Genomic DNA, 12,957 nt, shown 5'->3' with positions numbered 1-12,957 from the left:
CAATCTGAGCGAAATAGCTGTGGTAGGTTCTTTTTGGGCGCAACCTCCCCTCCAATGCTAATTGGCATAGGCATTCTATTGCCGTAACGCGTTGTTTAACACATCAAAACAGTAACGTTTAAACAGCGCTCAAAGAGTTTATCGAATTGCAGCCGATGAAAGCAGTCCGTTGGAACTTTCATCATAAGCTTTTTGCCATTACGAACAATTTTGGCTGCGGTATCAATAAGCTGCCGACGAAATGTATCTGCATAAACTGTTGTAGCAATAACTGATGAGCTGACATCTGCTTTGAAGCTCTCGAACAGATTATTACCAAGCAGCATGAGAAAGTACCATGCTGCATTAGCATAAAAATACTTGAAGGGTAATTGTTCTTCGCCAAAGTTTTTGATGGCACGGTTGGCCAATTCATCATTGCCACGCTGGTGATAGTTTCCGAGAATATCGTGAGCGAAAAGAAGATTCTCGGCACCGGCTTGATAGAGAAGTTCGTCAATCAAACAACAACCCATACCAATGTTGGTGACGATGACGCTATCAGTACCCAGTCCAGGTACGACAAGTTGCCGGTCATGCTGAATCATACGACTATAAATCGTCCGACGGGCCAAATCCCAAGTTTCTTGTTGACACATAAACTCGGTATACTCCCATATCTCCTTTTTATTGTGCGAGTTAAAGTTAGACCAATTGGCGTTCTCCTCCGCAGCTTTTTTTACATTGTCGTAAAGCTTTCCGCCGCATATATAACCAACATGCAACGACTCACAGGTTTTGGAACAACTTCTGATCGTAGAAGCCGGAATCCATTCGAATAATGATCGGTACGTTAACACGATACTCCTTTCTGATCGTAGCAACAATATGACGTATCATCATTTCAACCGTTTGACCATGATTTGAATGATCTGAGCCAACACGGAAAACAGCATCAACAAAGTACCTGCCCCAATTCATTTGTACGGGATGAAAACCGTTGACTTTCTTGTACGTTGGTTCAACACCTTCTCGTTTCAGAGCATCATTATTATCCATCACCATAGAATCAATACCCAGTTCAATAACTGCGGGCTGATCAATTTTCAGACGCCACAAAAAAATCTTTTGCAATAAATAACGGAACAGCTTGACTTGATGAAAAGAGAAAATTCCAAAAAATCTCTTGACTGCATGAGACGATGCCAAGTGCTCTGGCTTACAGCCAATCAGCGGAGCATAGCTCCTTTCTTTTTTGAGCTGGTCGAACTGCGTCAGGTGACGGCTGGTACCATCCATAAAAAAGCACAACAATTGAAGAAGCAGATCAACAACCGGGACGCCTTTTTTGTTTTTTCGCATGGCACAAAACATTTCATCCATAATCGGCATGAGCTGAATACTCTGCAGATAGGTGGCGAACAATGTCAGCCCAGCACGGTTGGTAATACAATCATTGGTTGTCCCGACAGAACTGATGTGATGGTCTTTTTTGCGGCTATTTTTTGTACCTTTCGACATAGAGCTTCCTTATTTTTCTGTTTGTGTTGCATTACAAGTGGTAATTTCCCGTTACACATTTTAATATAACACTTTAACCGTAAATATGGGAGCTTTTTTTATAACAAATCGCTCAGTTTAGGTCAAAGACGGATAGCTCTCTAATGCACGAACAATACCCTCTGTCGAAGGATCTATACCAGTGACATCCCAACCATGCTTTGTCAGCAGATTCGCTACACTCCCGTTTCCGCAGCCAAGTTCAAAAACTCTTGCCTTTCCCACCAAAGTTAACTGTAGCCTATTCAATTCAAGCAAAACTTCAGGAATCAGGTCATCATGAATGTTTGAAAGCTCAGCACTCCCCCATCGATATCCCGATATTTCATTTTTATTCATCACATATATCGTTAGATTTACGTTTCTTTACCGGTACAGCGGGATTACCACAAGCAACCATCCAAGGAGGGAGATCACGAAAGACACTCGATCGCGCTGTCACTACGGCACCATCACCGATCGTCACACCAGGCCCAACAAAAACATCAGCGGTTATCCATACACGTTCACCAATCGTGATTGGAGCTGTTACCAATGGCATGGCATCCAGTGTATAGTCGTGACTTGCTGAACACAAAAAACTATACTGACTGACCGTGGAATGCGCTCCAATACATATCTTGTCGACGCAATAGCAGTCCACATTTTCACTCAAACACGAATGATCACCCATTTCTAAATTCCAAGGCGCCCAAATACGTGCAGAAGGATATGGATGAACTGATTTGCCAATTTTAGCACCAAAAATGCGAAGCAAAAAAGAACGCCAAGAATGAAAAAGCCGAGGTGTTGGTCTATAAAAAAAACGCCATACTATCTGCCATAGAATACGAGCAAGTTTGTTTTTGAGAGGTAGTGAACTATGTTGGAGTTTTTTTGCCATTACAGTGAATTAGTCTTTTATCAAACAGTCCGTCTATATCATTTTTCAAATGTTAAATGACATAAACACAAAAGACTATTGTAGATTTTTTTATGCAAATTTTACAATTGTATTTGAATCCATTGCCCTACGATAAAGATATGGGAGAATGATTCAGTTTTTATCGTTTCTCTAACGAAACAAATCTTAGTAGAATATATCCTATAGCAATTTAACACTACAAGATCGAAATATTGTTATGTATTGGAACAATATAATCCACGTTTTGGAGGTAAAGCCAACATCTTATCATGAAACTGACAATCTTCAATAGTCTGAAATCTTATTCCAATTTTTTTAGCAGGAACGCCTCCATGTATTTCATATGCAGGAACATCTTTTGTGACTACTGCACCTGCAGCCACAATAGCACCACGCCCGATCCTGATTCCAGCCATAAGAATAGAACCATAACCAACCCATGCATCATCTTCAATAATTGTTAAAGGCATTTCTGGACGACCTGAAAAAATAATTGGACGACCCGATTTGTTGAAAATGTGATCAGCTCCAACGACTGCAACACGTGGAGCAAACATCACATAATTACCTAATTTAACCTTTGGACCTATCATACATTCAGAGCCAATAAAGCTATATTTTCCGGCTATCAAATCTTTGCTTACATGAGAACCAGGTGCCATATAAAATGTTTTATCAACAAACTTTAACCCATATTTGATGCATCTAAACCACATCAATACTGAACGAAATGCATGATATTGTCTAGAATTTGTTGGACATATCAGTCGTATAGGATTCATAACATTTTGTTAAACGCTATTTTCTGACTTTTATAAAAACAAAACACATTAAAATGCCTTTTAATACTTTTTCCACACCACCCTATTCACATAATCTGTATAACTGAGTATCAATCGAACCACTTTATCAGAAACATTCAGCATTGAATAATCCTCAACTTGGCGCAAACTACGGAGCTCACCTCTTGGCTGAGTCTCAAGAATCCCGAGCGCCTGCATCACACGATCAACCTCAAGACCTACCATCATCACAGATGCTTCTTCCATTCCTTCCGGACGCTCATGTGCTTCACGGATATTGAGCGCAGGAAAATTCAGGATCGATGACTCCTCGGTTATGGTACCGCTGTCAGAGAGAACAGCCCTGGCATGCACCTGCAGATGAACATAATCCAAAAAACCGAGCGGCTTCAACAGCTCAACAAGTGGATTAAAAACCACGCCGCTCACATCAATTCGTTTGCGGGTTCTGGGATGGGTTGAAACAATCACCCGTTTACCATACTTTTCAGCAAGTCCATTCAGAATGGTGACAAGCTTCATAAAATTTAGATCCGATTCGATGTTCTCTTCACGATGGGCACTTACCACAAAGTACTCTCCGTCGCTAAGACTCAGCCGTTCAAGCACATCAGAACGGTCAATCTTATCATGGTAATGCATCAGCACTTCAAACATCGGGCTTCCGGTTTTGATAATCCGGTCAGCAAACAACCCTTCACGTAACAGATATTCCCGAGCAATATCGCTGTAAGTCAGATTAATATCAGCCGTATGGTCAACAATCTTGCGGTTGATCTCCTCAGGTACCCGATAATCAAAACAGCGATTACCAGCTTCCATATGAAAAACAGGGATTTTTCGACGTTTGGCAGGATAAACGGCAAGGCAGGAATTAGTATCGCCAAGAATCAACAGCACATCAGGCATTACAGTGGCCATAACCACATCCGCTTTTGCAATAATCAATCCAACGGTTTCTGCCGCAGTAGAACCTGCAGCATCAAGAAAATGGTCAGGCTTGCGGATATCAAGATCGTCAAAAAATATCTGGTTCAGCTCATAATCGTAATTCTGCCCCGTATGCACCAGCACATGCTCCGTATGCTCATCCAGCTTCGCCAGCACCCGGGAGAGACGGATAATCTCCGGCCGAGTACCCACAATAGTCATTACCTTTATCTTTTTCACCACACGCTTTATAAATTTTATATGTTACAATCAGACCTGCAAAAAGTAAGTATCCGGCTTTTCCGGATTAAATATCTCGGAGGCCCAGAAAAGGGTTACCAGTTCATTTTCACCGATATTGCTGATGTGGTGTGTATAACCTGGAGGTATATCGACAACACGAAACTCTTTTCCAGAGACCCGATGTTCGATCACCTCTACTCCATCAATCTGCCGGAAACGAATCACCGCATCTCCTTCCACAACCATGAACTTTTCCGTTTTGGTATGGTGATAGTGGTTGCCTCTGGTAATCCCCGGCTTGGTACGTGAAACAAAAATCTGCCCAAACGCGTTGCTCTTCAACATTTCGGCAAGGCTTCCCCGTTCGTCAGATCTGATCTGAAGCGGATAGGCAAAATCATCGCCCTCAAGATAGGAGAGATAGGTAGCATAAAGCGCCTTGACAAATAGACTGTCAAAACCAGGTAAAACAAGGGTTTGACGTGATTCGCGAAATGATGTAATCAAGCCTGCAAGCTCGCCAAGTGTTATGGAATATGCACTAAGATCCGCACCAAATGCAAAGCCTGATTCCTTCACTCCTTCCTCTGCAGGAATTTCACCAACCAATGCAGCAACAACATCATCAATATAGGTCAACTCAAGCGAGCGACCCGGATCGGAAATAGTAACCGGTAACCCGTGAGCAATATTATGGCAAAAAGTTGCTGTCACCGAATTGTAGTTTGGACGGCACCATTTACCAAAAAGATTCTTAAAGCGGTAAACAACCGCCCGTGCACTGGTTATTTCTGCAAAACCCCGTAGTACTTGTTCCGCCTGCAACTTGCTGCTACCATAAGGATTGTCAAGTTCTGCCTGAATGGAAGAAGCCAAAATAATCTTCGGAGTCCGTTCCAACCGCTGAAGAATAGCACATAGTTCTTCAGTCAACCCCGTATTTCCGCTCCTGAACTCCTCATCGTTTTTCGGACGGTTAACTCCGGCAAGATGAAAAACTACCTCAGCCTCACCAAGCATAGGCTCCAGTTCCGCAGAAGTATTATCACAATCAAATTCTACAAGCTGTATACTCTCCATCGTACGCAAAACAGAACAAAGATTCCTGCCTACAAAACCCTTCGACCCGGTTACAAGAACATTCATGGTATTTTCAAAATTGTTAAACCTCAACCCGTTCACCTCTCATCGCAGCATTCACGCAATCAAGCTTCAAAAGCAACTCACACATGCCATCAACATCAACTCTTGCAGTGTTATGTGAATTATAATCCTCCTTCAGTGACACCTCTTCACGCCCTTCACTGAAAAAAGCAGCATAGTTCAAATCACGATTATCAGCAGGAACTCGGTAATACCCGCCCAAATCCTGAGCAACTGTAAGCTCTTCACGGGTCAGAAGCGATTCATAAAGTTTTTCCCCATGGCGTGTACCGATGATGCTAACTGAGACATCGCTCTTCATCAGTTTCTTCAGTGCCAACGCCAACACTTCAATAGTAGCACTTGGTGCCTTCTGCACAAAAGTATCACCTGGCTGACCATGAGTGAAGGCATAAAGCACAAGATCAACTGCATCATCAATCGTCATCATGAAACGAGTCATTTTGGGATCAGTGATGGTCATGGGCCGACCCTCCTGGATATGCTTCAGAAACAGCGGAATAACAGAACCCCTACTTGCCATCACATTACCATAACGCGTCACGTTAATAACCGTCCGACTCCCAGAAACACGCGACTGGGCAACGGCAATTTTCTCCATCATAGCCTTTGAGATACCCATCGCGTTAATCGGATAGACTGCTTTATCAGTACTCAGCACTACCACCCGCTTCACACCAACAGCAGTAGCCTGTGTAAGCACATTGTGTGTACCCATCGCATTGGTACGAAGCGCCTCAACAGGAAAAAACTCACAGGAAGGAACCTGTTTCAGAGCCGCCGCATGAAAAATAAAGTCAACACCCTCCATCGCATCCCTTACACTATCCGCATTGCGCACATCCCCAATGTAAAACTTAAGCTTGGTATGAGCATAATGCTTGCGCATATCATCTTGCTTCTTTTCGTCCCTACTGAAAACTCGAATTTCCGCTATATCAGTCTGAAGGAAACGCCTTAAAACAGCATTGCCAAAAGTACCTGTGCCACCTGTTATAAAAAGCTTTTTATCTTTGAACATTTATGTGTATTGTTTTAAATTCACGATGCCAATCACGTTCGAAAACAGTATTCCAAAGCACATCTAAGCCCATCAACGGGGTCAGCTTTCTTCCTCCATAAACTAAGAATCTGCTTTGATGCAATTTTATATTTGAGGAGATTTTCTGCCTTAGTAACATCCAATAGAGCTTCAATCAGCGATTCCACATCGCCTGCATGGAAATAACGACCATTCTCACCATCACATAGCAATTCAAAGGCAGCACCAACAGCATCAGAGCAAACCAATGCTAAACCAGCGCAGACTGCTTCATTAACAACAAGAGCCCACGGCTCATAATCCGATGGCAGCACCAATATATCTGCAAACTGATACAGTGCAGACATATGCTCTTGAGAACTGACAAATCCAGTCCAATAAACTCTATGCCTTAACCAATCTGGAATACGCATTTTGAGTTCTGCTTCCAAAGACCCACCACCAACAATAAGTAAATCCCATTCAGAACGTTGCTCTGCAATTTTAGCAAATGCATCGATTAACAGATCAAGACGTTTAATCGCAACCAACCTCCCGGAATATATTAGACGATAACGATCAGGATCAAATTTGAACTGCATCGTCAGAGACTTTACTGTATCCGTCGAAATCTCCTCAATCAACGAATAATCCGGCTCAACAGGCGAAAAGAATATCTGCTCAGGCCGAGCACCATATTTTTCAAAATATTGGCTACCAAGAGTACCACAAGGAAGAAATGCACTACAACAGGAAACAACTCGTTTTACTATAATCGACTTTATAAATGACCTTAAACCACTATTACAATCTCCGAGTATATTGCTATCACCTAATATCAAACAAGCTATATCATTTTTATAGCACCATTCTATCAAAAGATAATGAGCGATATTTCCATATCCTAAAACAATTACGGCAATAGGGCTAATTGTTTTTATTTCTTTAACTAATTGCAGATATCGAGAATAAGAATGTCTAATCGCAGAGAGATTATAATGCTGAATCGCGTACTCATCTTTGCCTAAAACGACTGCATTTAGTATGGGTTTTAGAGTAATCTGCCACTTACCCATACTGAATTCATAAGAATAGATCGTGTGCAATTTAAAATCAAATAACTCACCAGCAATTCTCTCAAGAAAATGAGTGCCATAGGGAGTTATTCCATTACTAATAAATACCAATGACGGATTTTTTGATAGCAGCATTTGCTGCCCAAGCTTAATCATTTCACAATAGATTTTTCTTCGATATGTTCTATACTTTTAAGCATCTTAAGAAATTTATCTTGTCCATCTTTCATATTATGATAACGCTGTATACACTCTTGAGCATTCAAACGGATCTGACATTTTCTCTGTTCACTATCAAGCAACTCCCTCAATGCAGCTTTGAGTAGTAAAACACTACGTTTCGAAACAACGACACCCCAACCCATACGTACAGCATACTCAACAGTTCCACTATATTCCGGTCCATAAACCAATATAGGCTGACCACTCATCATGTAAAGATGGGCCTTGCTGGATATGGAATATTCTATCATTTTTTGAGCCACATTAAAAGATTCCGGAAGAAATAATACCGATGCCGTAGACAGCACTTTCGGAATTTCTTCATGGGATGGCAAAGGATAAAACACAATCTCAGAAGCGTCAAGAAGTTCTATTGGTAGATCTTTTGGTATTCCTGAACAATAAACATCAATTTGAATCTCTATACTATTATTTTTCATTATTTTGACTGCAGCAAGTAAGTCTTGAAGAGCTTCATAACGGCGTAATGCAAGACTACCGGTATAAACAATCCTATGCTGTTTAATAATGATCTCTTGTTCAATTTTAGAGCCAGAACTCATCAGAAATCGCATAGGATCATCTAAATGGTATGTTACGTCAAAGCTTTCACCATACCTACGCTTATACAACCGCTGCATTTTTTCACCAAAAGCCATACGAAGAGTAGCTCTTGATACTAATTGCCGTGTTCGGTGGCGTAGAATACTGCCCATAGGAAAAGAATTGTAAGTATAACTTGGCCAGTCATCTGTGGTCTGAAAGCAAATTGGAATACTAAATCGTTTGGCAATCAGCATTGGCAGAGTTACAAATCCCAACGAATAGCCCTGACAATAGATCAAGTCCGGCTTAAATTCGCTAACAAACGTCGCCATAGAAGATGATAAACGTACACGAAAAATCATTTCCCATAACCCTGAAGCTATTAGCCACTCACCAAAATGCTTCTTGATAACGGCAATAAAACTCTTAAACGAGTATGTTCTTTTAATGTTCGAATGATTATTTTCTGAGTGAATCGCAACTATATCAACAATGCCTCTGCGTATTTTATTATAGATACTACCAAAAACACGGTCATTAGCCTGCAAATGATAATAATAATCACAAAACTCTCCTGATCCCTTTGATTCACCAGAATATATCTGTGCAAGATGATCCGATGGCCATTGTCCAAACTGTTTTCTAATAATGAGATTTATAGGCTCCTCTATCTTAATCTTAGCCATCAGTACCAGCAAAACCCTCGGGTATTCAGAACTTACCATGCTATCATTAACAGATTAACTTTTGTTGAGAACTACTCTAACTTGAGATAAAAACTCTTCAGATGGGTTGTTAGGATCAAACTCACCAATATATTGGCCTTTTTTAGGAGCAATACCCCAATCTAAAAGAGACTGTCCTGGATGAGAAATACTGGGCATTTGCCCAAGGTAACAACCCCATGCGACAAAAGAACTTGAACCTGATCCGATAAGAAGACTTGTTTTTGCTAAAACAAGAAGATCACTGATAGCAGAAGCAGGTCGTAATAACTGTACATTTTCTAATGATAATAGTTCATCTAATTGTCGATGTGTTCCATCTGATATCACAACTGCACGACAGGGATAATTTATTTCACTTCGTATTATATTAAGGCATCTTACAAACCATTTTATGGGTGTTTTTTGTCCTTTTTGCAACTTACCATTTATAATAACTGGCTCGCCAAAATCATTGCCACAGCGAACACATATGCCAATAGGAATACAACCAACAGAATCAACAATATTTAAATATTTTACCTTAGTGATAAGTTGTAATTCATCATAAAGAAAATTATGCCAATTATTAAGAGGTAAAAAATAATTTTCGTATCCAGAAAAAATAATGGTCACATTTTTTTTCTCTGTTTGAACCGGATATTGGGACTCCAAAGAATCTGGCTCATGGAAAACAGATATTCTGCTTGTCGTCATTAACCCTTTGATTACACTCAAATCATTCGAACGTCTACGGAATAGTCCAAATAATATCAATTGTCGAACGTAACTATTATAATCGATTCCGCCTCTAAATATCTGACTAATAGCAGGCCTTAACCAAACGGGAGATATCATCTGTGCTGAATTGACAAATGCAAATATACGGCATCTTGCCCAAGGAAAAAGCCGATTACCAAACCCCATACCCCTTCCAAGAAGTCCTTGACCGAACTGTGTTTTACAATACAACATTTAATATATATTTTACAAATAATAACACTATGATTAATAAAATCTTATCAACATCAATAATATTTTCTCAAATGATAAACTCTCTGAAAGAATTGCCCAAAACATTTAAAAATGTAAGCTAAATATTGAGCCTTTTTCGTACAGATATTAATTTACTATTCTATACATTTTTATAATTGTATAAACTACTTTTTTTGTTAGAAAAAAAAGTAAAAATCATCCCAAACTGTGCCCAATATAAATTCTGCTCTAAAGCAGGAATTGACATAATAACAAAGAAATATGGCAATACAAGTAACATTACAGGTAATAGTGCCATGTTTACATGATAGGCATATTTTTTATATAAAAAAAATTCACGTATAAATAATATAATTAAACTCAAAAGGCCAAGCACCCATACAATGATATGGGTAATAGCTGACAACCAACCATAACTTATACCAAGTCTAATTAAAGTATTGTGAATAAGAGTTCCTTCTTGTGCAAGAATAATGCTTTCATCAGTATATTCTATCGGACCTCTTTGAAAAATTTGTTTAAACCCCCTTTCCATGACACCATATCTTGAATTTTCTTGAAGAGATGAATCTCCCTCAACCGTAAATCTGTTATACAATTTACTAAATATAGAATCAGAAGATGCCTGTTCAAGGACAAATGGACTCATGTTAATTGTTGCATACAATATCGCTGATATAATTAGAAACTGTCTGTAAGGATTTTTGTATTTGAAAGAAAAAGCAAATATTACCAATGAGAGAATCATCGCCATTGTACCAGCTCGAGAAACAGATATGAGTATAAGAAATACTGTTATAAAGGCCATTATAATCCAGATAAACAAATTGACGCGAGATTCTGGTTCGCGTAGCAGAGCAAGCTGTGCTCCCAACGATATAACCAAATATGAAGAAAGATAGTTGGGGTCACCGGCTAAACCACAAAATTGTAATGCAAATGTATACGGTTGATAATCTGAAAATGTTATACCAGTGAAATATACAAACAACTGTGGAAGCACAGATAACGCGATTACAATCAACGTTTGTCGTCTTATCCCTCGCTGTGAAAGATATACAATAACATAAAATGGCACTAAAAAAGCGCGAACAAATGAAAATAACAATATCTCATAACGACCAGACTGTATAACCGCGAGTAATACGGCAACATTCAAATATAAAAAAATAATTAGTCGTCTATAGTCATAGCGTGATATTTGACTTCCCATAAGATATAAACCAATTCCAGCGGCAATAGGAACTAAACGAAAAAGAGCGACAACTTTAACGCTTTCACACATAAGAAAAATAAGGAACAAAACCCAACAAGCATCCTGAATCCAATACATATTAATTCCTATATGCTTATGCAATATCGGCAACTTGTTTTTACTGCTATAATGAGTTATATATTGCATATGTCAAAAAAAGTAGATTAAAGAAATAATTTTTTTGACATATATTCTACACACAACAAAATACTGCAAGGTAATAATACCATCTCTAAACATTTTTTAAAATAATATTTTCATAAATATTGATTGTTTCATCGCAATTAGCAGTCCTACTATGACGTTTTTCAGCTTCTATTATTTCTTGTTGTGATATACGCTGAGAGAATTTATGATCAGTAAACACTCGTCTTATATTTTCTGCTAATATTTCAACTTCTTCAAAGCGATATAATAGTCCTGTTTCTCCATGGGTAATCATATCTGGAATTCCGCCAACATAAGATCCGATCGTTGGCACACCCAAAATCTGAGCTTCACCAAGAGAATTAGGACTATTTTCTATACTTGATGGACATATAAACAAATGAGCATGAAGGTATTCTCTTATCATCTCCTCCTCTACCAAAGGGCCAGTGAACACAATTCGATCATAAAGCTTTAACGTATTTATTAATTGTCTAATATAAGATCCATAGCCATCAATTTTAAGTCTGTTTATTAATGTTCCACGGTTAATAATAGAATGACCAGCTACTCTCAACCTTATCTGCGGGAATTCTTTAATAAGAAGTGCAATAGCCTTTAAAACTTGATGCAGTCCTTTTATAGGATATGATGCCTGACTTAGAAATATTGTGTAATCATTCTTTTTTTTACAACTCCATTTTGGTGCTTCATAAAAGCTTTTACGCAAAATTTCATTACAATGATGATAATTCACTGTTGTATTAATTGCCTTTGTATGAGCAAGGTCCCATGTTGTACGACCGATTACATGTTTTGTCCGATTTATATATTCTTTTTCATATATACCACGGTTAATAAAATTATTTTTTCCATGAAAAATGGTATCTAATCTCAAAATATCTCTTATTGAAATATTCATAATGATGTCAATAGCATTCAAATCAGCATAATAATATCTTGCATAAACACTAACAAGTCCTTGCATCGATACTAAGTATTGTGCGTTGGGACAAGAACGCATACAGGCTAAAGCATGTTGATATTCAGTACCGTGTATATGCACTAAATCAGGCATAAAACTTGAAACTATGTCTTTCCATAATGGCTCAAGGCTTTTTTGATAACTGTTTTGTTTTTTAGAAGGCAACATATAATATACTATACCATTCAAATCCATACGTTTAAGACCATCATCATTGTATACCGTAGCAACAGCAAGAGAAATATCTTTTTTTGCGACAAGATTTTCCGCAAGTCCATACATCCAACCACCTACAACAGGAACAGGCAAAGAAAGTGCAATACTTGGCTCAGGAAATAATGTATTTGTAATCCAAAGAATTCGCATAACTTTCTACTATAATATATGAAGTTAAGATTCATTAATTCACTATATCGCGGCAT

Annotated in this window: 11 protein-coding genes and 1 pseudogene; all 12 read right to left on the bottom strand. The window is 38.8% G+C overall.

All coding sequences use genetic code 11. The annotated features are described in order from the left end of the window. Positions 1-95: 95 nt before the first annotated feature. A pseudogene (locus PPHA_RS02800) lies at positions 96-1,500 on the bottom strand (IS1380-like element ISPph3 family transposase). A 117-nt stretch (positions 1,501-1,617) separates the two neighbouring features. Beyond that, complete coding sequence (locus tag PPHA_RS02795; protein WP_012507371.1) at positions 1,618-1,878, bottom strand: class I SAM-dependent methyltransferase; 261 nt, start codon at positions 1,876-1,878, stop codon at positions 1,618-1,620. Further along, positions 1,871-2,422 (bottom strand): LbetaH domain-containing protein, encoded by a 552-nt coding sequence (locus tag PPHA_RS14885; protein ID WP_012507370.1) that lies wholly within the window; start codon positions 2,420-2,422, stop codon positions 1,871-1,873. The genes PPHA_RS02795 and PPHA_RS14885 overlap by 8 nt, the downstream gene beginning before the upstream one ends. Before the next feature lie 236 nt (positions 2,423-2,658). Next, a complete protein-coding gene (locus PPHA_RS02790) occupies positions 2,659-3,105 on the bottom strand; it encodes a DapH/DapD/GlmU-related protein (RefSeq protein WP_223293965.1) in 447 nt (148 codons plus the stop codon). A gap of 180 nt (positions 3,106-3,285) precedes the next feature. Continuing rightward, positions 3,286-4,416: a non-hydrolyzing UDP-N-acetylglucosamine 2-epimerase gene (wecB, locus tag PPHA_RS02785; RefSeq protein WP_041526643.1), complete on the bottom strand. Its 1,131-nt coding sequence runs from the start codon at positions 4,414-4,416 to the stop codon at positions 3,286-3,288. 30 nt (positions 4,417-4,446) lie between these two features. Next, positions 4,447-5,565 (bottom strand): polysaccharide biosynthesis C-terminal domain-containing protein, encoded by a 1,119-nt coding sequence (locus PPHA_RS02780; RefSeq protein ID WP_012507367.1) that lies wholly within the window; start codon positions 5,563-5,565, stop codon positions 4,447-4,449. A gap of 16 nt (positions 5,566-5,581) precedes the next feature. Further along, a complete protein-coding gene (locus PPHA_RS02775) occupies positions 5,582-6,604 on the bottom strand; it encodes a polysaccharide biosynthesis protein (RefSeq protein ID WP_012507366.1) in 1,023 nt (340 codons plus the stop codon). A 32-nt stretch (positions 6,605-6,636) separates the two neighbouring features. After that, the gene (locus PPHA_RS02770) at positions 6,637-7,836 is read right to left on the bottom strand and encodes a glycosyltransferase family 4 protein (RefSeq protein WP_012507365.1); all 1,200 of its coding nucleotides are present in this window, start codon (positions 7,834-7,836) and stop codon (positions 6,637-6,639) included. Beyond that, positions 7,833-9,134 (bottom strand): glycosyltransferase family protein, encoded by a 1,302-nt coding sequence (locus tag PPHA_RS02765; protein WP_150085569.1) that lies wholly within the window; start codon positions 9,132-9,134, stop codon positions 7,833-7,835. Before PPHA_RS02765 ends, PPHA_RS02770 begins: the two co-directional genes overlap by 4 nt. A gap of 54 nt (positions 9,135-9,188) precedes the next feature. After that, complete coding sequence (locus PPHA_RS02760; RefSeq protein ID WP_150085566.1) at positions 9,189-9,869, bottom strand: hypothetical protein; 681 nt, start codon at positions 9,867-9,869, stop codon at positions 9,189-9,191. 418 nt (positions 9,870-10,287) lie between these two features. After that, positions 10,288-11,505: a hypothetical protein gene (locus tag PPHA_RS02755; protein WP_190274014.1), complete on the bottom strand. Its 1,218-nt coding sequence runs from the start codon at positions 11,503-11,505 to the stop codon at positions 10,288-10,290. Positions 11,506-11,635: 130 nt separating this feature from the next. Then, positions 11,636-12,901 carry a glycosyltransferase family 4 protein gene (locus PPHA_RS02750; protein WP_012507361.1) on the bottom strand — a complete coding sequence of 422 codons (1,266 nt, stop codon included), beginning with the start codon at positions 12,899-12,901 and terminating at the stop codon, positions 11,636-11,638. Positions 12,902-12,957 lie beyond the last annotated feature (56 nt).

It is taken from the genome of Pelodictyon phaeoclathratiforme BU-1 (assembly GCF_000020645.1).
GTDB lineage: Bacteria > Bacteroidota > Chlorobiia > Chlorobiales > Chlorobiaceae > Chlorobium > Chlorobium phaeoclathratiforme.
The sequence above is the reverse complement of the archived record's forward strand: the minus strand, read 5'-3'. Positions and strand labels throughout refer to the sequence as shown.

What these genes read in the sequence shown, in the direction of transcription:
- PPHA_RS02795 (WP_012507371.1), bottom strand. Translation starts at nt 1,878, where the DNA reads ATGAATAAAAATGAAATATCGGGATATCGATGGGGGAGTGCTGAGCTT.
- PPHA_RS02765 (WP_150085569.1), bottom strand. Translation starts at nt 9,134, where the DNA reads ATGGCTAAGATTAAGATAGAGGAGCCTATAAATCTCATTATTAGAAAA.
- PPHA_RS02775 (WP_012507366.1), bottom strand. Translation starts at nt 6,604, where the DNA reads ATGTTCAAAGATAAAAAGCTTTTTATAACAGGTGGCACAGGTACTTTT.
- PPHA_RS02760 (WP_150085566.1), bottom strand. Translation starts at nt 9,869, where the DNA reads ATGACGACAAGCAGAATATCTGTTTTCCATGAGCCAGATTCTTTGGAG.
- PPHA_RS14885 (WP_012507370.1), bottom strand. Translation starts at nt 2,422, where the DNA reads ATGGCAAAAAAACTCCAACATAGTTCACTACCTCTCAAAAACAAACTT.
- PPHA_RS02790 (WP_223293965.1), bottom strand. Translation starts at nt 3,105, where the DNA reads ATGGCACCTGGTTCTCATGTAAGCAAAGATTTGATAGCCGGAAAATAT.
- PPHA_RS02750 (WP_012507361.1), bottom strand. Translation starts at nt 12,901, where the DNA reads ATGCGAATTCTTTGGATTACAAATACATTATTTCCTGAGCCAAGTATT.
- PPHA_RS02780 (WP_012507367.1), bottom strand. Translation starts at nt 5,565, where the DNA reads ATGAATGTTCTTGTAACCGGGTCGAAGGGTTTTGTAGGCAGGAATCTT.
- PPHA_RS02770 (WP_012507365.1), bottom strand. Translation starts at nt 7,836, where the DNA reads ATGATTAAGCTTGGGCAGCAAATGCTGCTATCAAAAAATCCGTCATTG.